Source organism: Enterocloster bolteae, from assembly GCF_002234575.2.
Lineage (GTDB): Bacteria > Bacillota > Clostridia > Lachnospirales > Lachnospiraceae > Enterocloster > Enterocloster bolteae.
Genome location: NZ_CP022464.2, coordinates 4203432 through 4226552, shown reverse-complemented (window position 1 = coordinate 4226552; position 23121 = coordinate 4203432). Strand labels below are relative to the sequence as shown.

The following is a 23121-nucleotide window of genomic DNA, read 5'->3' as shown; positions in this document are numbered from 1 at the left end:
GAATGATAAAAAATGGAAATCTGGCAGCGGCCATTATAAAACCAGACTATGTATTGACGCCGGAGGGCCTGAAAAAGGGCTGGGGCGTCCGGATAGAAGAAGGACGGATTGCCTGTGTGGGTCCATGGGATACCCTGGGCAGCGGAAGCAATGAGGAGGTGCAGACAGTCTGCCTTCCGGGACAGATGCTTCTTCCGGGCTTTGTCAATGGACACAACCATATGTACGGCGTCCTTTCCCACGGCATCACGGCAGAGGCAATGGTAACGGATTTCTCCGATTATCTGGAGGATTTCTGGTGGCCCTACGTGGAGGACAGAGTGGACCATGACCTGGCGCGTATCACCACCAGGTGGGCCTGCGTGGAGATGATTGACTCCGGGGTTACATCCTTTGTGGATATCCTGGAAGGACCTAATTCCATTCCCGGCGCTCTTGCGGTAGAAAAAGAGGAAGTGGAGAAAGCCGGCCTGCGGGGCTTCCTGTCCTTTGAGGCCTGCGAGAGAAAGAGCGGGGAAAACGGCCGGCTGGGTCTGAAGGAAAACTTCGACTTTGCAAAGGCCTGTAATGAGGAAAACGGTCTTGTGAAAGGCGTCATGAGCATCCACACCCTGTTTACCTGCGGCGAGGATTTCATACGTGAAGCAAAGCGCATGGCAGACGAAGCCGGATGCCTGCTTCACATGCATATGAGTGAAAGCGACCTTGAACCGGCATGGGCCAGGGAACATTTAAAAACCACGCCGGTGGAAGCATATGACGGCATGGGATGCCTGGACGAAAACGTCCTGGCTTCCCAGCTGGTACAGGTCACTGATAAGGAAATAGCTATCCTGGCAGAAAAAGACGTGAATGCCATTTCCATGCCGCTGTCCAACTGCGAGGTGGGCGGAGGAATAGCTCCCATAGAGAAAATGCTGGAGGCCGGCATGACCGTTGGCCTGGGCACGGACGGCTATGTGAACAATTTCTTTGAAGTAATGCGCGGAGCGTTCCTGATTCACAAGGGCTACCATAAGGATCCCCAGGCCATGCCTGCAAGGAAGGTGTACCGTATGGCAACGGAGCTCGGCGCAAAGGCAGTGGGCATAGAGGCGGGAGTCATAAAGGAGGGCATGCTGGCCGACCTGATTACCGTGGATGTGGCAAGACCCACTCCCATCAATGAATATAACGTATATGACCAATTAGTACTTTTTACCAACCCCCAGAATGTGATAAACGTGATGGTGGGAGGCGCATGGCTTAAGAGGGACGGAAAGCTGGTGACTCTTGACAAAGAGGCTGTGCGCAGAGAGATGGAAGAAAAGACAGAGAGGTTCTGGAAAGGAGATTCAGAATGTCGTTAACAAAAGTAGGCGAAAAACATTTTTCTGTGGTAAACCACTGCGTACCCCGTATTGACGGGGTGGATAAGGTAACGGGAAGGGCGCGCTACGCAGCGGACATATATATGGAAGGAATGCTTTACGCTGGCGTTTTAAGAAGCCCCTATTCCAGTGCCAGGGTAGTGTCCATTGATGCCGCGAAAGCAAAAGCGATTCCGGGCGTGGAGGCTGTTGTTACCTGTTTTGACATGCCCCGCACCAGAAGCTGGGCAGGATACATGTATCTGACGGATACCATCCGTTACTCCGGCGACTGTGTAGCCATGGTCGCAGCCCAGTCAAAGGAGCTGGTGGATGAGGCTCTGGAGGCGATTCATGCGGAGTATGAGGAGCTTCCGGGCGTGTATACCATCGAGGAAGCCTTAAGCGAGGGCGCCTTTGCGGTCCATGAGAAATATCCCGACAATATTTTTAAGGATTCCGTGTTCCATATCCGCAAAGGAGACCCGGACACAGCATTTGAAAAGGCGGATATTGTTCTGGAGAGGGAATACAGGACCCAGTACATTGAGCACTCCTATATTGAGCCGGAGGCATGTATCTGTTACCTGAATCCCAATGACGGCGCCATGACCGTACATTCCGCTTCCCAGAATCCCTTCTTTACAAGAAGGTATGTGGCGGATGTGCTGGGAGTGCCCATGAACCAGGTCCGCATGGTCCAGGAGACCCTGGGCGGCACCTTCGGAGGCAAGGAAGAAGGAGCAGGACTGGTGGCAGGAAGATGCGCCTACCTGTGCAGCCTGACGAAAAAGCCGGTTAAGTTCGTGTTCAACAGGGAGGACTCCTTCCTGGAATCCGCTAAGCGCCATCCCTTCCGCCTCCGCTACAAGGCCGGAATCACAAAGGACGGACGGATCGTGGCCTGGCAGGGCGAGCAGGTGGATAACTGCGGTGCCTACAACAACCAGACCCAGTTCATGAACTGGAGGGCAAATGTCCATTCAGCAGGCCCTTATGAGATTGATAATATCAAGACGGATACATACGGTGTGTTCACAAACAATGTACACTCCGGCGCCATGAGAGGCTACTCATCCCCTCAGCTGATTTGGGCGCAGGAGCAGTTCATCGAGGAGCTGGCCATGGCCTGCGGTATGGATGAACTGGAATTCCGCCGCAAGAACCTTCTCCACGACGGAGCTCTGACAGCCACCGGCGTACCCGTGGAACACTGCGTGATACAGGATATCATGGACGCCACCGCAGAGCAGACCGGTTACAAGGAGAAGCATGCGGCCTACTTAAACCAGCCTGAGGGAAGCCGTAAGCGCAGAGGCATCGGCCTGGCCGTTTGCCACAGGGGTTCCGGCCTGGGAGCTGAATCTCCGGACGCTTCAGGATGTATGATGATCTGCAACGAGGACGGTTCCGTGATGATTAATTCCGGTCTGGCAGAGAACGGCCAGGGATTAAAGACAGCCTATGCCCAGATTGCGGCAGAAGCCCTGGGTGTGAGCTATGAGGCAATCCGTTTCTTCGGCACCGACACCCATTCCATCCCGGACTGCGGCATGACAGTGGCTTCCAGAGGAACGGTCATGGGAGCACAGTCCGTCAGAAAGACGGGAGAGAAGCTGAAGGGAGTCATGATCCAGAATGCCCTGGAGCTTCACAGCCTTCCGCTGGAGGAAATCGAGAAGGCATACGGCCTTAAGAAGGGAACCCTGGATTACAGCAAGCTGACAGCAGATCAGGTGGAGCTTTTAGACAGCCAGTTTTATTTGAAGAAATATCCGGATGTGAAGGTCCCCTTCTCCGGCGTCTGCAATGCCTGTCTCTGGACCGGCAAACAGATGGCTGCCTTTGAGTGGTTTAAGCCCCAGGATTTGATTCAGGACCACGAAACAGGACAGGGAAAAGCATTCCCCACCTTTGCTTATGGCTGCATCGTGGCTGAAGTGGAAGTGGATATGAAGACCGGCTACGTGGATGTGCTGGAGGTAACAGCCAGCCACGACGTGGGTACCGCCATCAATCCGGCTCTTGTAAAGGGACAGATTTACGGAGGCATTGTCATGGGCCAGGGCTTTGCGGTGACAGAGGACGTGGTAACCGGAAAGCGGGGGCAGAAGACAAAGAATTTTGACAGCTACATTCTTCCCACCTCCATGGACGCTCCGAAAATGAACATCAATATATATGAAAACCAGGATCCGGCAGGAACCTATGGAGCCAAATCCATCGGGGAACCAGCCACCGAGGGCGTAGGGGCAGCCATTGCCAATGCCATCTTTAACGCCACCGGCCGCCGGGTCTATGAAAATCCTGCAGACTTAGAGACAGTATTGCTGGGACATAAATTACAGTAGAAGGGAGATTCGGCAAATGATTCAGTATAAGTATCACAGGGCCGCTTCCCTGGACGACGTAGTGAAAGTGCTTAAGGAATACGGCGGCAAGGCCCGTATCGTCGCCGGGGGAACGGACATCATGGTCCAGATTCACGAAAAGGATAAACGATGGAAGGACCTCCAGTGTCTGCTTGATATCACCTATTTAGACAAGGAGCTGCGCTATATCAGCCAGGACGAGGAGTATGTATACATCGGCCCGCTGTCCACCCACACGGATTTGGAACAGTCGGAAATCATTGCAAAGCACATCCCCTTCCTGGGATGGGCCAGCGCCACCGTGGGTTCCCCGCAGATACGAAACCGCGGGACCCTGGGCGGAAGCATCGGCAATGCATTTCCTGCCTCCGACCCCCTTCCGGCCCTGATTGCGGCGGACGTCCTTATCAAGGTGTACGGCCAGGACGGCGAGCGGGTATGCCTGCTTAAGGATTTTTATGAGGGAAAGGGAAGCCTTAAGCTTGAACCGGGAGAATTCATCCGCGAATTCGTGGTAAAGAAGCTGCCGGAGGGAACCAGAATGGGATTTTCCAAGCTGGGCAGAAGAAAGGCTCTGGCCATATCCAGGCTTAACTGCGCTGCGGCCCTTACCATGGACTCTGAGGGAACCATCACAGAAGCCAGAATCGCTCCGGGATGTATCTTTATACTGCCTGACAGAGTGGAGAAGGCCGAGCAGGTCCTGATAGGGCAGAAGCCGTCTGAGGAGCTGTTTGCCAAAGCAGGAAAAGCCGTGTCAGAGGTCATGATAGAGCGCACCGGCGTCCGCTGGTCCACCCAGTATAAGGAGCCTGCGGTCCAGGAAATCGTACTTCGGGCCCTGTGCCAGGCAGCAGGAATGGAGGTATAGCAGTGGAGAAGATGAAAATAAGTTTTACATTAAACGGAAAGCCCTGCCAGGTGGAGGTAAAACCCCACCAGAGGCTTTTGGATATGCTGAGAGACGACCTGCGCCTGACCGGTACCAAGGAAGGCTGCGGAATCGGTGAGTGCGGTGCCTGTACCGTGATTATGGACGGCAAGGCAGTTACGGCCTGTCTGGTGCCGGCTCCGGCGGTGGACGGCCGGAACGTGGTCACCATCGAGGGCGTGGGCTGCGACGGGAAGCTGGATCCGGTGCAGGAGGCAGTTCTTGAGAACCATGCGCTCCAGTGCGGATTCTGTACACCGGGATTCATCATGAGCGCCAAGGCTCTCTTAGACGAGAATCCGGATGCCACACGGGAGGAAATCCGCCGTGCCATATCCGGAAACCTGTGCCGCTGTACAGGGTATGAGCAGCTGACCGACGCCATCTACCAGGCGGCAGAGGAGCTTAAGAAGCTCCATATGGAGAAGCTGTAACCGGTAATAAGGGGCAGGACGCGTCTGACGTTTGCCTGTAATATTAAATCAAGGAGATATTGGAACATGAGCTGTGAAATCAAATGGGCTTTAAACAAGATGCCTAAGACAGAAGACAAAAATCTTCCCATCATGTCTGTGGTGGAGGTAAAGAAGGCAAGGGCTTTCCATGAAAGCATTCCCCAGTACCAGGTAACACCTCTGGCAGACCTTAAGAATATGGCGGAATATCTGGGCCTGGCAAAGGCCTGTGTAAAGGATGAGAGCTACCGGTTTGGATTAAATGCATTCAAAGTATTAGGCGGTTCCTATGCCATCGCCAGATACATTGCAAAAGAGACAAAACGCGACATCAGCCAGATGCCTTACAGCGTGCTCACTTCCAAGGAGCTTCGCGACGAGTTCGGCCAGGCCACCTTTTTCTCTGCAACAGACGGAAACCACGGCAGGGGCGTTGCCTGGGCCGCCAACCGTCTTGGCCAGAAATGCGTTATCCGTATGCCTGTGGGCTCCACTGAGAACAGGCGCCGCCACATCGAGGATGAAGGCGCTGAGTGCACCATCGAGAAGGTAAACTACGACGACTGTGTCAGGATGGTGGCCGAGGAGGCCAAACACGCGGAGCGCGGCGTGGTCATCCAGGATACTGCATGGGAAGGCTATGAGGAGATTCCGTCCTGGATTATGCAGGGCTATTCCACCATGGCTGACGAGGCAGTGGAGCAGTTTGAGGAGCGTCCCACCCATGTGTTTGTCCAGGCAGGCGTGGGAAGCCTGGCAGGAGGCGTGGTGGGATACTTTGCCAACAAGTATAAGAAGAATCCTCCGGTTATGGTAGTGGTGGAAGCAGAGCCTGCAGCCTGCCTTTACAGGGGCGCAGAGGCGGCAGACGGGGAGATACGCATTGTGGACGGCGAAATGCCCACCATCATGGCAGGCCTGTGCTGCGGTGAACCCAATATCACTTCCTGGGATATCTTAAAGAACCATGTGACCGCCTTCCTGGCAGTGAACGACGATGTGGCCAGAAGAGGCATGCGCATGCTGGCAGCTCCCTTTAAGGGAGACCCCCAGGTGGTTTCAGGTGAGTCCGGCGCAGCCACATTCGGCGCCCTGGCCACCATCATGAAGGATGAATCCTACCGCGAGCTGCGTCTGGAGCTTGGACTGAATCAGGATTCCAAGGTACTTATGTTCTCCACCGAGGGAGACACGGATCCGGACCGCTATAAGACCATTGTATGGGAAGGCGGACTGAAGTAAACAAATGCTGGAGGTAAAATATGTTAGATAAATCAAAATTAACCGGAGCGGATATCTCCATTGACTTCTGCGGATGCCATCTGCAGAGCCCCTATATTCTCTCATCAGGACCCTTATGCTACGGGGCGGAGGGAATGATTAAGGGCCATGAGGCCGGCGCCGGCGCGGTGGTGACAAAGACCATCCGCCTGGGAGCAGCCATCAACCCGGTACACCACATGGGCACCGTGAACCAAGATTCCCTGATCAACTGCGAGAAGTGGGCTGATTCCGACCGCCTGAACTGGTATGAGAACGAGATACCGAAAACCGTTGCAGCCGGAGCCGTTGTCATTGGTTCCGTGGGCCATACCTTAAAGGAGGCCCAGGCCATTGTAAAGGATGTGGAACGTGCCGGAGCCCATATGATTGAGCTGGTATCCTATACAGAGGACACACTGCTTCCCATGCTGGACTACACCAAGGAGCATGTGGATATTCCCGTTATCTGCAAGCTGTCCGGCAACTGGCCCGACACTGCGGCAACCGCCAGGAGATGCCTGGAGCACGGCGCCAACGGAATCTGCGCCATTGATTCCATCGGACCCACACTGAAGATTGACATTGAGAAGGCTGCTCCTGAGATGATGAGCGGGGACGGCTTCGGCTGGATGACAGGCGCTGCCATGAGGCCCATCGCCATGCGCTACAATTACCAGATTGCCAAAGAAAATCCCCAGCTTATGAACCTGTACGCGTCCGGCGGAGTCATGAAGGCGGATGACGCCATCGAGTACATGATGGCAGGAGCCATGGGTGTAGGCGTCTGCACGGCCGGTATCCTTAAGGGCGTGGAGTATGTGGAGAAGATGTGCTATGACCTGTCAAAGCGCCTGGCAGAGCTGGGATACAGCTCCATTCAGGAGGTAAACAGGGCAGCCCATCCAAACTTCCCCAGTGAAGAGCATATTTCCGGTCTGAAGTTCCATTTCACACCATTTAAGGAAGACGGCACCACAAAGAAATGTGTGAGCTGCAAAAAGTGCGAGACCGTCTGCTGCTATGACGCCAGGAAGCTCACCTTCCCGGAAATGACAGTGGATATGGATAAATGCAGGTGCTGCGGTCTCTGTCTGGACGTATGTCCCACAGGCGCCCTCACCGCAGAGCTGGCTCCTCAGACAGAAAAGGATCTGGAACTGGCACAGAAGTCAAAGGACTTCTACGAGTTGGTTAAGTAGCAGTATATAATAGAAAGGAAGAAAAAGAAATGTCAATGTTAAATGAGAAAAGGGCAGAGGAACTTCTGGCCCTCACAACTAAAATGATTCAGGCTCCCAGCTACAGCGGCCAGGAGAACCTGGTGGTGGACGTCATGAAGAAATTCTGTGACGAGCACAAATTTACCGATATCCACGTGGACAGATACGGCAACTGTATCTGCCACATAAAGGGATCCAAACCAGGTCCGAAGATCCTCTTTGACGGTCATATGGATACGGTACCTGTACCGGATAAGACAAAATGGGATCACGACCCATTTGGCGCTGAGATTGTGGACGGCAGGATGTACGGCCGCGGAACTTCCGATATGAAGGGCGCCCTGTCCGCTATGCTGGCAGCAGCACTTTACTATGCAGAGGATGCAGACTACGACTTCCCCGGCGATATCTACGTTGCGGGTGTTGTCCATGAGGAGTGCTTCGAGGGCGTGGCTGCAAGGGAAATCAGCGCTTATGTGAAGCCGGATTATGTTATTATCGGCGAGGCATCCCAGCTGAACATGAAGATTGGCCAGAGAGGCCGTGCTGAGATCGTGGTGGAAACCTTCGGTGTTCCCGCCCATTCCGCCAGCCCCCACAAGGGTGTAAACGCAGTCTATAAGATGTGCAAGGTAATCGAGGAAATCAACAAGCTGACACCTCCTCACCACGATGTGCTGGGCGACGGCATCCTGGAGCTGGTGGATGTGAAATCCTCCCCATACCCAGGCGCCTCTGTTGTGCCGGATTACTGCCGCGCAACCTATGACAGACGTCTGCTCACCGGCGAGACAAAGGAGAGCGTACTGGCTCCCTTACAGGAGCTTCTGGACGGCATGATGAAGGAAGATCCGCAGTTAAAGGCAAAGGTTTCCTACGCAGTAGGCCAGGAGAAGTGCTGGACCGGCGAGACCATCGAGGCAGAGCGTTTCTTCCCGGGATGGCTCTTCGACAAGAACGAGGACTGGGTACAGAACATTTATAAGGAAATGAAGGAAATCGGCCTGAACCCAACCATCACCAACTATGATTTCTGCACCAATGCCAGCCACTATGCAGGCGAGGCAGGAATCCGTTCCGTAGGCGTAGGCCCGTCCTTAGAGACACTGGCCCACACCATCAACGAATACATTGAGATAGACCAGTTAAACAAGGTCATGGAATCCTATTACGGAGTCATGAAAGCGCTGTTGAAATAGGATCACTAAAAGGATAGTCCCCTGGCAGACAGGGCTTAAGCGTGTACGGTTCACCCCGCACGCTTTGCCCTGTTTGCCGGGGTATAACTGGTTACGCAGAGAACATAGCGAGGAGGAAACTGATTATGGCAATGAAGAAGTGGGCTATGGTAATCATGAACGCGGGCTATGACCCGGAAAAGGACATGGCGCGCCTGGACCTGGAGCAGGTTGAGACACACATCCTCACGGTGAGGAATCCCGAAGAGGCTGTGGCGCTGGCCAAACGTCTGGGAGAGGAAGGCTTTGGAGCCATTGAGGTCTGCGGGGCTTTCGGGGAGGAACTGGCAAAGAAAATGTATGAGGCCACCGGATGCAAGGTTCCTGTGGGCTATGTGACCACCCCCCAGGACCAGTTTGAGAAGGCCCTGGCATTCTGGAGCTGATGGCCGGGCTTTGACACATAACCGGCACAGGCAAATCCAGAGAGAAAGGAATACATACTATGAGGCTGTTTGATTTACACTGCGACACCATAGAAGAATTAAAAAAACGGGGAGAAGATTATCTTAACTGCACCACCCAGTTCTCCCTCAGGGACAGGGAGAAATTCCAGAAGGCTGTCCAGGTCATGGCTGTTTTCGTGCCTGATGATATCCGCGGGCAGGAGGCAGTGCAGTTCGTACTGGATTACCACCAGTACATGGACGACCAGGTGAGAAGGACAGGAGGCCAGGCTGAACTGGTGGAGAAAATCACGGACCTGGACCGGATACTGGATGAGGGAAAATGGGCCTTTATCCGCTCCATTGAAAGCGGAGCCGCGTTAAACGGAGACCTGGACAACATAAACCGCTTTGCTGACTTGAATTTCAAGATGCTGGGACTGGTGTGGAACGGGGCCAATGAGCTGGGTTCAGGGCCAAACAACGATACCGGGCTCACTGCCTTTGGAAAGGAAGCAGTAAAGAGGATGGAGCAGGTGGGCATGATTGTGGACTGCTCCCATCTCAACGATGCAGGGTTTGAGGACCTGTTAAACATAGCAGAGCGTCCCTTTGTGGCATCCCATTCCAATGTCAGGGCCTGCTGCAGCCATCCCAGGAATCTTACGGACGCGCAGTTTAAGGAAATTGTGCGCCGTGGAGGCCTGTGCGGCCTGAACCTGTTCTCACGGTTCATTGACGACGATGACAATGGCAGCAAGGACTATCTGCTGCGCCACATCTACCACATGCTGGAGTTAGGCGGAGAGGACGTGATAGCATGGGGCGGGGATATGGACGGCGAGATTACCTGCGACCCCGACCTGAACACGCCTTACGGGGTGGGACGGTTTGCGGACTATCTGGTGGAACACGGCATCGGGGAAGCGGCCGTGCAGAAGATTTTCTTTGACAATGCATACCGGTTCTTCAAGCAACAAGTTAAATGATGTTCTGAAAGGAAATACAATATGGAGACAATTAGCCTGAATATCAACGGGGTCTGCCGGGAACTGGCAGTGGGAAAGAACTGGACGCTGTTAAAGACGCTGAGGGACGGACTCAGGCTCACAGGAACAAAATGCGGCTGTGAGACAGGGGACTGCGGAGCCTGCATGGTCATCATAGACGGCGTAGCCACCCGCTCCTGCCTGGTAAAGGCTGTCAATCTGGAAGGTAAGGCCATTGAGACCATTGAGGGCCTTTCAGACGGCATCCATCTCCACCCAATCCAGCAGGCCTTTGTGGATGCCGGAGCCGTACAGTGCGGTTTCTGCATTCCCGGCATGATTATGTCAGCCAAAGCCCTTCTGGACCAGAACCCGGACCCAAGGGAGGAGGAGGTCAGAAAGGCCATTGACCCGAATCTGTGCCGCTGTACCGGGTATGACAATATAGTAAAGGCCATTTTACTGGCTGCCAGTCGGATGGGAGGAAACCGGAATGGACAATGAATACACTGTAATCGGAAAACCGAGACCCATAGGCGACGCTGCCTTAAAGGTGACGGGACAGAAGATATATGTAGGTGATATGGAACTGCCGGGAATGCTCTACGCAAAGGTGCTCTTAAGCACGGTTCCCCATGCCAGAATAAAGAGCATCGACACCTCCGCGGCTGAGGCGCTGCCCGGAGTAAAGGCGGTTGCCACCTACAAGAACACGCCCCAGGTGCGGTACAACAGCGCGGTCCGTTTTATTGAGCACAAGCTTCCGGACACGGAACGTATCTTTGACGACACCGTGCGCTTTGTGGGAGACAGGGTGGCTGCCGTGGCGGCGGAGTCCCCGGACATAGCGAAAAAGGCAGTAAACCTGATTAAGGTGGAGTACGAAGCCCTCCCGGTGATTACCGATGTGGAGGAAGCCATAAAGCCGGAGGCCTGGCCCATTCATGAGGGAGGAAATATTGTGGGGATCTCCAGGGCAGAGGCAGGCAATGTGGATGAGGCCTTTCAGGAGTGCGATTATGTATTTGAGGACCGTTACACCACCCAGGCCATTCATCATGCGGCCATCGAGCCCCATGTTGCCATAGCTGACTTTGCTCCCAACGGAAAGCTGACCGTATACAGTCCATGCCAGAACACCTTTGCCTTCCGTGTTATCATGTCGCGTATCTTCGGCCTGTCCTATAACAGGATACGGATGGTGGCGCCGGCCATCGGCGGGGCCTTCGGAGGCAAGCTGGAGGTGACGGTGGAGCCTGTGGCGGCAGTGCTCTCCCAGATGACGGGAAAGCCTGTGAAGGTGGAGTACAACAGAAAGGAAAGCATTCTGTCCACCCGTGTGCGCCACGCTTCCGTAAACTATGTTAAAACAGGGTTCATGAAAGACGGAACCTTAAAGGCAGTGGATTTTAAAGTCTACACCAACACGGGAGCCTATGCTTCCAGCGCCCTGAATGTAAGCGGCGCCATGTCCCACAAGGTCTTTAAGGCATATAAAATTGACCACATGCGTTTCCAGTGCCAGCCCGTGTACACCAACACCGAGATAGCAGGAGCCATGAGAGGGTACGGCTCGCCCCAGGTCTATTTCGGATGGCAGAGACAGATGCAGAAGATTGCGGATTTCCTTCACATGGATATGGCGGCTCTGCAGATGAAGAACATGGTGGACCCGGACAGCTGCGACCCTATTTTCCACAAACCCCACGGCAATTCCAGGCCGAAGGACTGCTTAAAGAGGGCGCTGGAGCTCATTGACTATGAAGCTTGCCTGAAGGAGCAGGAGGCTACAAGAAATCAGGATATACGGATTGGGGTGGGCCTGGCTCTGGGAGTCCACGGCAACAACTGTGTAGGCGCCCACCGGGATGTGTCAACCCCCATGCTTAAGATGAATGAGGACGGATCCTGCATCTATTACACCGGCTCTCATGATATGGGTACCGATACGCTGGGGATGCAGATGCAGATTGTATCCGAGGTGCTGGGAATCAGCATGGACCGGATTGACTGCCTGGCAGCGGACACGGATGTGGTCCACTGGCACATTGGGGATTATTCCAGCCGGGGCGTGTTCGTGGCAGGAAGCGCAGCCAAAAAGACAGCTGAGGCCATGAAACGGGAATTGCAGGTTGAGGCAGCCAAGCTGTTAGAGACAGAGCCGGATGATATCGAGCTTCACCACGACAGGGCCTGGAGCAGGAAGAATGAGGAGAAAAACGCCTCCCTTCACGACGTGATGGTCCACTGCCAGTCCGTGAGCATGAGGGAGCTGATGGTGGCCGAGACTTACGAGGCAAAACGGGGAGCCACCTCCTACGGGGTACATATCGCAAAGGTGGAAGTAAACACCCTGACCGGAGAGGTAAGGCCCCTGGAATATGCGGCGGTCCACGATATCGGCCGCGCCATCAATCCCCTGATGCTTAAGGGACAGCTGGCAGGCGCCATACAGATGGGACTGGGTTACGGTCTTTGCGAGGATATGGCATATGACGGGGACGGAAAACCTCTGGTACAGACACTGAAAAAATACAAGGTGCTCCGGGCCTCCCAGATGCCAAAGCTATATATGGATTTCGTGGAAACCCCACAGGGAGAACCGGACGGTCCTTACGGGGCAAAGGCCCTGGGCGAGTGTCCTGTGGTTCCTGCGGCTCCCGCTGTGGTGAATGCCATCTGCAATGCGGTCCGCGGGGAAATCAATGAACTTCCGGCAAGGCCCGACCGGGTCCTGGCAGCCTTGGGAGATAAATAGATTTTATACGGTGCAGTGCGCTGCACCGGGAAAGGGGAAGAGAATATGGTAAAGATACTGGGAATCTGCGGCAGCCCGCGCCGCAAGTCCTGCTACAAGGCGCTGGAGACAGCCCTTGAAGCGGCTAAGAATGCAGAGGAAGGCGTGGAGGTGGAGCTGGTGGAGCTCCGCGCCAAGAAAATGAATTTCTGCATCCACTGCAACAAGTGCCTGCGGGATAAATCCGACCGCTGTACCGTGTTCAAGGACGATATGACGGAGCTGTACGACAAATTTTACGAGGCTGACGGCGTGATTATCGCGTCACCGGTCTACGAGATGAACATAACGGCCCAGCTGTGCACCTTCTTTGACCGGTTCCGCTCCGCATGGCTTAAGGGAGTGGAGGATCCTGATTTCTTCGCCCACAAGGTAGGGGCGGGAATCACGGTGGGCGGCACCAGAAACGGCGGCCAGGAGGCCACCATGAATTCCATCACCAACTTTTTCCTGACACAGGGAATGACGGTCTGTACAGGCGGCTCAGGGATGTATTCCGGCCCCATGCTGTGGAATCCCGGGGACGGATCCACGGAGATAGAGGACCCGGACGGATTCAGAAACTGTGAAATCCTGGGAAGGAAAATGGCTAAAATGTCCAGGATCATGAAAGAGGCAAGATTCTAGTATTTCGTAACTTGACAACTGATGTATAAAAACTTATAAAGGGGATATTTTTATGAAAATGCAATATGGATTTGACGACAAGGTTCCCGCCGGTAAGGCTGTACCTTGGGCCCTTCAATACGTGTTTACTATCTTTACAGGTTCTATGACAGGCTCCATCATGCTGGCAAGCGGTGCCGGAATGAACTCGGCCGACACGGCGTTTCTGATACAGTGCGGATTGTTTGCCTGCTGTATCACCACGCTGATTCAGTCTCTGGGAATCCGCATCGGCAAGTTTCAGATTGGCGCCAGGCTGCCCCTGGTATCTGCGGGAAGCTGGACCCTCATCACGCCAATGGTGCTGTTTGCCAATGATCCCAACATCGGAATTCCGGGAGCCTTTGGTGCTGCCTGTCTTGGCACGCTGCTCCTGTTCCTGCTGGGCCCCATTGTGATTGACAAACTGTACAAATACTTTACGCCCGCAGTAACCGGTTCTGTGGTTCTGGCAGTGGGAATGTGTCTGATTCTCAATGCATGGAACGACATGGTGGATTACAACCCCACGGGACCGGACGCCATGAAGATGTTTTTAATCGGCATTGCCATCGCGGCAATCTGCGTCATTATCGACCATTTTGCAAAGGGAATTGTGCAGTCATTGGCAGTACTCATCGCCATGGTGGCAGGTTATGTGTTCTGTTCCGTAACAGGAATGGTGGATTTCTCCCAGGTGGGAAGCGCGGCCTGGGTAGCTGTCCCCAGACCTCTTAACTTTGGAATGACCGTAAATCTGGGCGCCGTAATCACCGTATTTATCATCCATATTGCAACCATCATGGAGAACTCCGGCAACACCACCGGTGTTGTCACTGCCACGGACGAGGGCCTTCCCACCAAGGAAACCTTAAAGGCATCTGTGCGCGGCGACGCCCTGGGCGGCGTGTTCTCCACCCTGTTTAACGCCCTTCCCATGTGTGTGGCGGCCCAGAACTCCGGCGTGGAGGTTATGTCCGGCGTGGCTTCCAGGTTTGTAACAGCCATTGCAGGCGTTATCTTCGGCCTCATGGCCATATTCCCCAAGTTCTCCCAGGTGCTGGCCCTGATTCCCAATCCGGTTTTAGGCGGCATCCTGCTGGTTACCTTTGGAAACATCATTGCCAGCGGTATCAAGGTTATTGGCTTTGACGAGAACAACAAGAGAAACTTTACCATCATCGCCCTGGCGGCGGCAGTGGGAATCGGCGGCAACTTTGCCCAGGCCGCAGGAACCCTTGCGTTCCTTCCCTCCACGGTAGTTACGCTGTTTACCGGTATTTCCGGTACGGCCATCACTGCCCTGGTACTGAATATCATTCTTCCCGGCGAAAAAAAGGAAGAGGCATAGAGGCAGAATATAACTGATAGGGAGGTCAAGATGGAATTAGTAGCATTAAACGTTAACGGAAGAACTTATAATATAGCAGTGGAAAAAAACTGGACCCTGCTTTACACCCTGCGGGAGGTCATGGACCTGACAGGCACCAAATGCGGATGCAGTACAGGTGACTGCGGCTCCTGCAAGGTCATCATTGACGGCGAGGCTGTCAACTCCTGTTCCGTGAGGGCAATGGATATGGGAGGGAAGGCTATTGAAACCATTGAAGGAATATCACCTGGCCATGTAAGCCTTCACCCCATCCAGCAGGCATTCATTGACTGCGGCGCCGTGCAGTGCGGTTTCTGCACTCCGGGCATGGTCATGGCTGCCAAGGCTCTTCTGGATAAGAATCCGGATCCAACGGAGGAGGAAATCAAGGAAGCCATGAAGGGAAACCTGTGCCGGTGTACCGGTTACGTGAAAATACTGGAGGCTGTTAAGCGTGCGGCCCAGGTCATGAGAAAGGAGGGAAGATAGCTATGTCATGTGAGATACCCAAGAATGGAATGATAGGAAAAAGCGTGCCGGTCAGGGATGCCGCCATGAAGGTGACAGGGCAGATGCGGTATGTGGCCGATATGAAGCTGCCCGGAATGCTGTATGCCAAGATTTTATTTTCACCCGTTCCCCATGCCAGGATTAAGTCCATTGACACCACCCAGGCCCAGGCTCTGGAGGGGGTCCATGCCGTTGTCTGCTACAAGGATTCTCCCAAGAACCGTTACAATGGAAACGGTGAGGATAAGGACATCAATCCCTCCGAGCTGGTGTTTGACCAGACCGTCCGCTTTGTGGGGGATAAGGTGGCGGCTGTGGCGGCCGACACAGAGGAGATTGCAAGAAAAGCCCTTTCCCTTATCTCTGTGGAATATGAGGAGCTTCCCTTCTATCTGGATCCGGAGGAAGCCATGAAGGAGGACGCCTACCCCATTCATCAGGGCGGCAATATCATCATGGAATCCAACAACTCCGGCGGTGACGTGGACGGCGCCATAAGGGATGCGGACCATGTTTTCCGGCACAGATACGAGATGCCGGCCGTGAACCACTGTTCCCTTGAGACACATGTCTCCATTGCGGAGTATGATGCGGACGGCAAGCTGACCGTGTGGACGCCTACCCAGGATGCCTTTGGCCAGAGAATCAATCTGCAGCGTATTTTCGAGCTGCCCATGAGCAAGATACGCGTTATCAGTCCGGTGATGGGCGGCGGCTTCGGCGGTAAGATTGACCTGGTCACAGAGCCGGTGACAGCCCTCTTAGCCATAAAGACCGGCCGTCCCGTGAAAATGGTCTACAACAGGACCGAGGAATTCTGCTGTACCCGCACCCGCCATGCTGCCAAGGTGGATTTGACCATGGCAGTGAAAAAGGACGGAACCATCACTGCAGCCGATGAGACCATGATCTTAAACGCAGGCGCCCACACCAGCGCCACTATGTCCGTGTGCTGGGCGGCAGGGGGCAAGTTCTATAAGCTCTTAAAGACCCGCAATATGAGGTGCCGGGGAATACCGGTATATACCAATACGCCGGTGGCTTCCGCCATGAGGGGATTTGGTTCCCCGCAGCAGTTTTTCCCTGTATCGTCCATGATGAACGAGATTGCCCAGAGCCTGCGCCTGGACCCGTCTGACGTGTTCCTTAAGAACCTGGCGGATCCCTTTGAGGCGGCCTGCAATGACGGGGAATCCTTTGGCAACTTCCGCCTGAAGGACTGCGTGGTCCGCGGACGGGAGCTCATCGACTGGTACGAGGCCAAAAAGCAGATGGAGGCATCCAGGAAGGAGAAGGGCCGCTACCTCATAGGAGTGGGCATGGCCTGCGGTTCCCACGGAACATCCATGTTCCCCTTCATGCCGGATATCACGGGCATCACCATCAAGATGAACGAGGACGGGACCATCGTGTTTACCACCGGAACCTCGGATATGGGAAATGGATCCGTGACCACCCAGTGCATGCTGATTTCCGAGGTGCTGGGCATCCCGCTGGACCATATCGCCTACATAAAGACGGACACGGACGCGGCCATGTCGGATCTGGGAGCCTACGCGTCCAGAGGCACCTACACCAGCGGCCACGCGGCAGTGAAAACAGCCCAAATCATGCGTGACAAGATAGCTGTACTGGCGGCAGAGCTTCTGGATACCACCACGGATAACCTGGATTTCCACGACGATGCAGTGTGGTGCGTGGATATTCACAGGAAGTTTGTCAGCATGAAGGAGATTGCGGTTCATGCCAGGGAAAAGCATCAAGAGGATTTAAGCTGCTCCTATATGTTCCACTCAGAGGCAGGCCCCATGAGCAGCGGAGCCCATTTTGCAAAGGTGCAGGTGGACACGGTCACCGGCGGGATTAAGGTTCTGGAATACGCCGCAGTCCATGACGTGGGACGGGTGGTGAATCCAATGGGCATCACCGGACAGCTGGAGGGTGGTATTTCCATGGGTCTGGGCTATGCCCTCTGCGAGGAGATGAAGCTGGACAGCACGGGCAGGAACCAGACCAGCAGTTTCAAGAAATACCACATCCTTAACGTGAAGGAAATGCCAAAGCTTTCCGTGGATTTCCTGGACTCCGAGGAGGAGACAGGTCCTTACGGAGCCAAGTCCATCGGAGAGTGCGCTGTTGTCCCGGTGGCGCCGGCCATAGCCAACGCAGTGTCCAATGCAGTGGGCAGGCAGTTTTACAAGCTTCCCATCCGTCCGGAGGACGTGCTGGAGGCATTGTCATTGGCAAAATAGGAGCGCCCGGACCGTTTTTAAGGACCGGAACCAGATTATAATAACAGATGGATACAATGTCCCGCCGCAGCCAAGCATTTGCTGCGGCGGGACATTGCTGTCTCAGATATGCTGCGGCATGTTGTAAGGGATTCCCATGTTAAATCTTAAATACAAGGTAGATATCTGTATGATTTGGTAGTACAATAAACGGAGTTCCGTTAAAACAACAGGGGGTTTCTGCCTGGGAAGGCGGGAAACCGGAAGAATGAAAGCAGGAGGGACACAATGATACCGGACAGAGAGAGGGCAAATAAAGAGCTTAAGTGGGCGGCGGATTTAAATCCGGGACCCTGGAAGGAGCATTCCCTGTACGTGGCAGCTGCCTGTGAGAGCATAGCTTCCAGGTGCAGCCACATGGACCGGGACCGGGCCTATGTGCTGGGCCTCCTTCACGATACAGGCAGATATGCGGGCCGGACATCGGAGCGCCATCTGTTAGACGGATACCGCAGATGCATGGAACACGGATGGGAGGAGGCTGCCAGAATCTGTATGAGCCATGCGTTCATGATACAGGATATAGGCACGTCCATTGGTGAGTTTGACGTGACGCCCCAGGATTATGAATTTATGAAGGAATTCATTTCCGGGGCAGTCTATGACGATTATGACCGTCTGGTACAGCTCTGCGACAGCCTGGCCCTGCCTACGGGATTCTGTCCTCTGGAAACCAGGTTCGTGGACGTGACCATCCGGTACGGGGTTCATCCCAGCACCATTCCCCGGTGGAAAAGGGTGCTGGAAATAAAGGATTATTTTGAAGAACAGATGGGATGCACCATCTATGAAGCGCTGCCCTGCGGGGGAAGGCTGCAGCATTTATAAGGAGGTACAAATGATATACACATTTCCCCACTATTACAATCATTTTAAATGTACTGCGTCCGGCTGTCCGGACACCTGCTGCGCGGGATGGGGCATCATGATTGACAGCGCATCCCTTAAGAAGTACAGGAACATGGACGGACCCTTTGGCAGCAGGCTCCATAATTCCATTCATTGGAAGGAAGGTTCCTTTAAGCAGTACCATGGACGGTGCGCGTTTTTAAATGAGGAAAATCTATGCGACATCTACAGTGAGGCCGGGCCGGAGTACCTGTGCCGTACCTGCCGCACATATCCCAGGCATATAGAAGAATTTGAGGGATGCAGGGAAATGACGCTCTGCCTTTCCTGCATAGAGGCGGCAACAATCATATTGGGCTGTGAGGAACCGGTGCGGTTTCTTACCAGGGAGGATGAGCGCCAGGAGACATATGAGGACTTTGACTTCTTTCTCTTTACCAAGCTGATGGATGCCAGGGAACTGGCACTGGATATCCTCAGAGACCGTACCTGGTCTTGGGAAGACAGGACATCCATGTGCCTGGGACTGGCCCACGACCTTCAGGCCCGTATCAGAAAAGGGCGGCTCTATGAGGCGGACGGGCTTATAGAGCGGTACCGCAGGGCGGCGGGGCGCAGACGGCTTCCTTCAGGCTGGGACAGGGCGTCCTGTTCCAGGTATGAGGTCATGGAGGAGGCCTTTTCCCTGTTTTCCGAAATGGAGGTTCTGGGAAAGGACTGGCCGGCCTTTGTCTCCGGGATGAAGGCAGCTCTTTACGGGAAGGGCAGGCAGGCATATGAGACGCGGCGCAGGGCATTCCTGGAAAGTGAGATTGGAAAACGGCTGCCGGTGCTTAAGGAACAGCTCATGGTGTATTTTGTGTTCACCTATTTCTGCGGGGCTGTTTACAACGGGAATCCCTATGGAAAAATGAAGATGGCGGCAACAGCCACCCTGCTGATTGAGGAGCTGGCCCAGGCTCTGTGGACAGACCAGGGCGGCAGGCTTACTTTTTTGGATTTTGCGGATGGGGCCCACCGGTTTTCCCGGGAAGTGGAACACTCGGATTCCAATAAGGCAGTGTTGGAGGAAGCAGTGGTCAGGCGGCCGGGATTTGCCCTCAGGCGTCTGCTGGCCGCGGTGGAAAGTGATGGCAGTGGAGAGTGACGGCAGGAGAGTGACGGCAGCCAGAAAACAATGGACAATCTTGTGAAATGGATTTATAATGAAAATTAGGTTTAGAAATATTGGAAGGAGAACAAAAAAATGAGTGAATGTAACCATGACTGCGGCTCCTGCAGTGCAAACTGCGACAGCCGCAAGGCAGATAAAAGTGAGTTCCTGGAGGCACTGAATCCGGCCAGCTCCGTAAAGAAAGTAATTGGCGTTGTCAGCGGCAAGGGGGGCGTGGGCAAGTCCTTAGTCACCTCCATGCTGGCAGTGAGCATGAACCGCAAGGGCAAGAAAACAGCTGTCCTGGACGCTGACATTACAGGTCCGTCCATTCCCATGGCCTTTGGAATCGGCAATGAGGGCGTGGCCACATCACCTGACGGCAAACTGATGCTTCCGGCCAAGTCCATGGAAGGCGTGGAAGTCATGTCCGCCAACCTGCTTCTGGATAAGGATACGGATCCGGTTATCTGGAGAGGCCCTGTGATTGCGGGAGCCGTGAAACAGTTCTGGTCTGAGACCTTATGGCAGGATGTGGATTATATGTTCGTGGATATGCCGCCGGGCACAGGCGATGTACCCCTGACCGTATTCCAGTCCCTGCCTGTGGACGGCATCATCATTGTCACCTCACCGCAGGAACTGGTTGGAATGATTGTAGCCAAAGCAGTGAACATGGCAAAGAAGATGGATATCCCCATTGTGGGAGTTGTGGAAAATATGAGTTATCTGGAATGTCCCGACTGCGGCAAACGCATCAGCGTATTCGGAGAAGGCCATGTAGAGGAAATCGCGGCAGAGCACGGCATCAAGGTCCTGGCTCAGATACCAATTGATCCTGCCATTGCCCAGATGGTGGATGCAGGACGGGTGGAATATCTTGAAATGCCGTGGTTTGATGAGGCTGTAAAGGCAGTCGAGGCATTATAAAAAACTGCGGCAGCAGTAAACCATAGATAATGAGGTGAACCGATGAACATTAACATCAATCCCAACAGTGAGCTTCATCAGTCCATCGTCAATGTACCGGATATGGTCCAGGTGCCGGAGATGTGGGTTGACCAGGCTCGCCAGTTCCAGCAGGCTATGATGAGGTATACCTGTGCAATCAGGGAGGTCAAGACAAAGCTGGAAGTGTTGAACGACGAGCTGTCCGTAAAGAACCAGCGCAATCCCATCGAGATGATAAAGTCCCGTGTGAAGAAGCCCAAGAGCATAGTGGAAAAGCTGCAGCGCAGGGGATTCGAGATATCATTGGAGTCCATGGAGAAAAATCTGGATGATGTGGCCGGAATCAGGATTATCTGTTCCTTCCTGGATGATATCTATGAAGTGGCGGATATGCTGATAAGGCAGGATGATGTAAAGGTGATTGCGGTGAAGGATTATATTCAGAATCCCAAGCCCAACGGATACCGGAGCTACCACATGATTATCGAGATACCGGTGTTCTTCTCCGACAGCAAGAAGCCTATCCGTGTGGAGGTGCAGATACGTACCATTGCCATGGACTTCTGGGCCAGCCTGGACCATCAGTTAAAGTATAAGAAGTCCTTTATTGACGACAACGGAGAAATCAGCGAGGAACTGAAGCAGTGTGCGGAGGTCATTGCCGGCACAGACGTGAAGATGCTGGAGATACGCAAGAAAATTGAAGCCCAGGGCGTCACGGTGCGCAGGGACTGACAGAGACTGTAAATCAGATAGTTCAGACAGGCTCTAGTAGAGATAGTAAGACAGGGTTTCCGTTATGCGAAACCCTGTTTTTCTATAGAGATGCAGGGCAGGTTCATTGGAGCCGGATACCTGGAGGCAGATCCGCCGGATACCCTCACGCTCCAGATAGCGGATGAGCTGTATGAGAAAACAGCTGGCCAGCCCCCGGCGTCGCAGGGCCGGAGCGGTCTCCAGGCTGTACAGGTATGCGGCGGTGCTGTTCAGGGAAAGACGGCAGGTAACGCAGGCGTCCGGCGTGCTGTCTGTACCGGAGGTGTTATCCTGGGCGGTGCTGTGAACTTTGCTCCGGGCGGTGCTGTGAGCTTTGTTACGGGCGGTGATGTCATCCCTGTCCTGGGAAGTTATGCCATCCTTGTCCGGGGAGGGATGGTCCCCCGGCCTTCTGGCGCAGATGAGCAGCCCTTCTAGAGTTGGGCGGATGTCCATGTCCAGTTCCATATCCTGCTTTCTGCCATCCGCTCCGTCCGACGCTCTGTTCGGCAGGGAGGCGTGGGAGGCGGATTTTCCATCCTTAGAAGAATCGGCTGCTGTATTATATTCCATCATATATTCTTCATTCCAAAGCTCTGCCCCCAGTTCCCGGAGAGCGGCCGTGGCCGCCGGGCACTTGTTGTCGGTTACAAGGCAGAGTTCCGGCTCGCCCAGGGCCTCGCTGTACTGGCAGACCTGTTCCAGGAGCGCAGAAAAATATCCCTTTCTTCTAAAATCCGGGTGTGTGAAAGCATAGCATTCCCACATTGTTTCCTCTGTTTTATACACGGCCAGGAAGGCAGCCGCAGTGGCGTCCTCCTCCAGAAGCCAGTATTCATCCCCGTCCTCAGGGCAGGAAAGACTCAGGCCGTCCGTGAGGCGGCACAGGGCCGAAATCCTGCGTATATCTTCCTGTTCTTTCCGGGATAATGTGGTTGTATGGGTGATATTTGTATGAGTCATATTCGTACGAGTCAGATTTGTATGTGCGGTATTGGTATGCATCATATTCATGCGGGCGCGGCCTCCTGGATTCTTACCTTTGGACTTTCCTATATTGTAGGGCAGTAAGGCGTTCATTGCAATGGCAAGATTGTATTTCTTGTGTATTTATCTGTATTCTGGTTGATTATGGAAAAATGCAGTGGTAGAATAAAGGCCGTGCGAATTTCAAACATAATCGGAGCATGGCTTAAAACACGCTCTAACGCAGCAGGAGGAAACAAAAGATATGAGATATGTAAAACAGATAGGAATTATCCTGGGCATAACCCTGGCGGGAGAGATATTGAATCATGTGGTGCCCCTGCCTGTGCCGGCCGGTGTGTACGGCCTGTTCATCATGCTGGCAGCCCTGATGTGCGGGGCCGTGAAGCTGGAGAGCGTGGAGGGCACGGGTAATTTTCTCATGGATACCATGACCATGATGTTTATACCGGCAACGGTTGGGATTGTGGAATGTATCGGAGAGGTGAAGGCAGTTCTGGTGCCCTTTCTGATAATCATAGGAATATCCACCCTTCTGGTCATGGCAGTGACCGGATGCATGGCCCAGTGGGTCATGGGCAGAAAACACAGCGGGGAGGAGCAGTGA

The 23121-nt window shown here is 54.0% G+C and carries 21 protein-coding genes; 20 read left to right on the top strand and 1 reads right to left on the bottom strand.

Translation table 11 applies throughout. The features are described from left to right. Positions 1-2: 2 nt before the first annotated feature. From CGC65_RS19615 to CGC65_RS19525, 19 genes are all read left to right on the top strand, one after another. Positions 3-1349, top strand: a complete 1347-nt coding sequence (locus CGC65_RS19615; RefSeq protein ID WP_002565091.1) for an amidohydrolase family protein — start codon at positions 3-5, stop codon at positions 1347-1349. Further along, the gene (locus CGC65_RS19610; protein WP_002565090.1) at positions 1340-3700 is read left to right on the top strand and encodes a xanthine dehydrogenase family protein molybdopterin-binding subunit; all 2361 of its coding nucleotides are present in this window, start codon (positions 1340-1342) and stop codon (positions 3698-3700) included. The genes CGC65_RS19615 and CGC65_RS19610 overlap by 10 nt, the downstream gene beginning before the upstream one ends. A 16-nt stretch (positions 3701-3716) precedes the next feature. Further along, positions 3717-4592, top strand: a complete 876-nt coding sequence (locus CGC65_RS19605; protein WP_007037120.1) for an FAD binding domain-containing protein — start codon at positions 3717-3719, stop codon at positions 4590-4592. A gap of 2 nt (positions 4593-4594) precedes the next feature. Beyond that, a complete protein-coding gene (locus CGC65_RS19600) occupies positions 4595-5086 on the top strand; it encodes a (2Fe-2S)-binding protein (protein WP_002565088.1) in 492 nt (163 codons plus the stop codon). 66 nt (positions 5087-5152) lie between these two features. Continuing rightward, positions 5153-6349, top strand: a complete 1197-nt coding sequence (gene dpaL / locus CGC65_RS19595) for a diaminopropionate ammonia-lyase (protein WP_002565087.1) — start codon at positions 5153-5155, stop codon at positions 6347-6349. A gap of 20 nt (positions 6350-6369) precedes the next feature. Then, positions 6370-7569 (top strand): 4Fe-4S binding protein, encoded by a 1200-nt coding sequence (locus CGC65_RS19590; protein WP_002565086.1) that lies wholly within the window; start codon positions 6370-6372, stop codon positions 7567-7569. 29 nt (positions 7570-7598) lie between these two features. Continuing rightward, entirely contained in the window at positions 7599-8789 is a 1191-nt protein-coding gene (locus tag CGC65_RS19585) for a YgeY family selenium metabolism-linked hydrolase (protein ID WP_002565085.1), read from the top strand. A 125-nt stretch (positions 8790-8914) separates the two neighbouring features. Beyond that, positions 8915-9214 (top strand): DUF6506 family protein, encoded by a 300-nt coding sequence (locus tag CGC65_RS19580; protein ID WP_002565084.1) that lies wholly within the window; start codon positions 8915-8917, stop codon positions 9212-9214. Between the two features lie 59 nt (positions 9215-9273). Beyond that, positions 9274-10203 carry a dipeptidase gene (locus CGC65_RS19575; RefSeq protein WP_002565083.1) on the top strand — a complete coding sequence of 310 codons (930 nt, stop codon included), beginning with the start codon at positions 9274-9276 and terminating at the stop codon, positions 10201-10203. Between the two features lie 21 nt (positions 10204-10224). Then, complete coding sequence (locus tag CGC65_RS19570; protein ID WP_002565082.1) at positions 10225-10707, top strand: (2Fe-2S)-binding protein; 483 nt, start codon at positions 10225-10227, stop codon at positions 10705-10707. Then, on the top strand, positions 10697-12961 hold the full coding sequence (locus CGC65_RS19565; protein WP_002565081.1) for a xanthine dehydrogenase family protein molybdopterin-binding subunit: 2265 nt from the start codon (positions 10697-10699) through the stop codon (positions 12959-12961). Before CGC65_RS19570 ends, CGC65_RS19565 begins: the two co-directional genes overlap by 11 nt. A gap of 45 nt (positions 12962-13006) precedes the next feature. Further along, positions 13007-13627 (top strand): flavodoxin family protein, encoded by a 621-nt coding sequence (locus tag CGC65_RS19560; protein ID WP_002565080.1) that lies wholly within the window; start codon positions 13007-13009, stop codon positions 13625-13627. Positions 13628-13679: 52 nt separating this feature from the next. Then, positions 13680-14996, top strand: a complete 1317-nt coding sequence (locus tag CGC65_RS19555) for a uracil-xanthine permease family protein (protein WP_002565079.1) — start codon at positions 13680-13682, stop codon at positions 14994-14996. Between the two features lie 30 nt (positions 14997-15026). After that, a complete protein-coding gene (locus CGC65_RS19550; protein WP_002565078.1) occupies positions 15027-15506 on the top strand; it encodes a (2Fe-2S)-binding protein in 480 nt (159 codons plus the stop codon). A gap of 2 nt (positions 15507-15508) precedes the next feature. Beyond that, complete coding sequence (locus CGC65_RS19545; RefSeq protein ID WP_002565077.1) at positions 15509-17779, top strand: xanthine dehydrogenase family protein molybdopterin-binding subunit; 2271 nt, start codon at positions 15509-15511, stop codon at positions 17777-17779. Positions 17780-18046: 267 nt separating this feature from the next. Further along, positions 18047-18646 carry an HD domain-containing protein gene (locus CGC65_RS19540; RefSeq protein WP_002565076.1) on the top strand — a complete coding sequence of 200 codons (600 nt, stop codon included), beginning with the start codon at positions 18047-18049 and terminating at the stop codon, positions 18644-18646. A 10-nt stretch (positions 18647-18656) separates the two neighbouring features. After that, positions 18657-19814: a flagellin lysine-N-methylase gene (gene fliB / locus CGC65_RS19535; protein ID WP_002565075.1), complete on the top strand. Its 1158-nt coding sequence runs from the start codon at positions 18657-18659 to the stop codon at positions 19812-19814. A gap of 99 nt (positions 19815-19913) precedes the next feature. Further along, positions 19914-20750: an Mrp/NBP35 family ATP-binding protein gene (locus CGC65_RS19530; RefSeq protein WP_002565074.1), complete on the top strand. Its 837-nt coding sequence runs from the start codon at positions 19914-19916 to the stop codon at positions 20748-20750. A 42-nt stretch (positions 20751-20792) separates the two neighbouring features. After that, entirely contained in the window at positions 20793-21506 is a 714-nt protein-coding gene (locus CGC65_RS19525; RefSeq protein ID WP_002565073.1) for a GTP pyrophosphokinase, read from the top strand. A gap of 33 nt (positions 21507-21539) precedes the next feature. On the opposite strand, the gene CGC65_RS19520 is transcribed toward CGC65_RS19525, so the two are convergent. Beyond that, positions 21540-22541, bottom strand: a complete 1002-nt coding sequence (locus tag CGC65_RS19520) for a GNAT family N-acetyltransferase (protein ID WP_002565072.1) — start codon at positions 22539-22541, stop codon at positions 21540-21542. A gap of 217 nt (positions 22542-22758) precedes the next feature. On the opposite strand from CGC65_RS19520, the gene CGC65_RS19515 reads away from it, so the two are divergent. Beyond that, a complete protein-coding gene (locus CGC65_RS19515) occupies positions 22759-23121 on the top strand; it encodes a CidA/LrgA family protein (protein ID WP_002565071.1) in 363 nt (120 codons plus the stop codon).

Coding starts and splice junctions, on each gene's coding strand:
- CGC65_RS19615 (WP_002565091.1), top strand. CDS start 3: ATGATAAAAAATGGAAATCTGGCAGCGGCCATTATAAAACCAGACTAT.
- CGC65_RS19610 (WP_002565090.1), top strand. CDS start 1,340: ATGTCGTTAACAAAAGTAGGCGAAAAACATTTTTCTGTGGTAAACCAC.
- CGC65_RS19605 (WP_007037120.1), top strand. CDS start 3,717: ATGATTCAGTATAAGTATCACAGGGCCGCTTCCCTGGACGACGTAGTG.
- dpaL (WP_002565087.1), top strand. CDS start 5,153: ATGAGCTGTGAAATCAAATGGGCTTTAAACAAGATGCCTAAGACAGAA.
- CGC65_RS19590 (WP_002565086.1), top strand. CDS start 6,370: ATGTTAGATAAATCAAAATTAACCGGAGCGGATATCTCCATTGACTTC.
- CGC65_RS19585 (WP_002565085.1), top strand. CDS start 7,599: ATGTCAATGTTAAATGAGAAAAGGGCAGAGGAACTTCTGGCCCTCACA.
- CGC65_RS19580 (WP_002565084.1), top strand. CDS start 8,915: ATGGCAATGAAGAAGTGGGCTATGGTAATCATGAACGCGGGCTATGAC.
- CGC65_RS19575 (WP_002565083.1), top strand. CDS start 9,274: ATGAGGCTGTTTGATTTACACTGCGACACCATAGAAGAATTAAAAAAA.
- CGC65_RS19570 (WP_002565082.1), top strand. CDS start 10,225: ATGGAGACAATTAGCCTGAATATCAACGGGGTCTGCCGGGAACTGGCA.
- CGC65_RS19565 (WP_002565081.1), top strand. CDS start 10,697: ATGGACAATGAATACACTGTAATCGGAAAACCGAGACCCATAGGCGAC.
- CGC65_RS19560 (WP_002565080.1), top strand. CDS start 13,007: ATGGTAAAGATACTGGGAATCTGCGGCAGCCCGCGCCGCAAGTCCTGC.
- CGC65_RS19555 (WP_002565079.1), top strand. CDS start 13,680: ATGAAAATGCAATATGGATTTGACGACAAGGTTCCCGCCGGTAAGGCT.
- CGC65_RS19550 (WP_002565078.1), top strand. CDS start 15,027: ATGGAATTAGTAGCATTAAACGTTAACGGAAGAACTTATAATATAGCA.
- CGC65_RS19545 (WP_002565077.1), top strand. CDS start 15,509: ATGTCATGTGAGATACCCAAGAATGGAATGATAGGAAAAAGCGTGCCG.
- CGC65_RS19540 (WP_002565076.1), top strand. CDS start 18,047: ATGATACCGGACAGAGAGAGGGCAAATAAAGAGCTTAAGTGGGCGGCG.
- fliB (WP_002565075.1), top strand. CDS start 18,657: ATGATATACACATTTCCCCACTATTACAATCATTTTAAATGTACTGCG.
- CGC65_RS19530 (WP_002565074.1), top strand. CDS start 19,914: ATGAGTGAATGTAACCATGACTGCGGCTCCTGCAGTGCAAACTGCGAC.
- CGC65_RS19525 (WP_002565073.1), top strand. CDS start 20,793: ATGAACATTAACATCAATCCCAACAGTGAGCTTCATCAGTCCATCGTC.
- CGC65_RS19520 (WP_002565072.1), bottom strand. CDS start 22,541: ATGAATATGATGCATACCAATACCGCACATACAAATCTGACTCGTACG.
- CGC65_RS19515 (WP_002565071.1), top strand. CDS start 22,759: ATGAGATATGTAAAACAGATAGGAATTATCCTGGGCATAACCCTGGCG.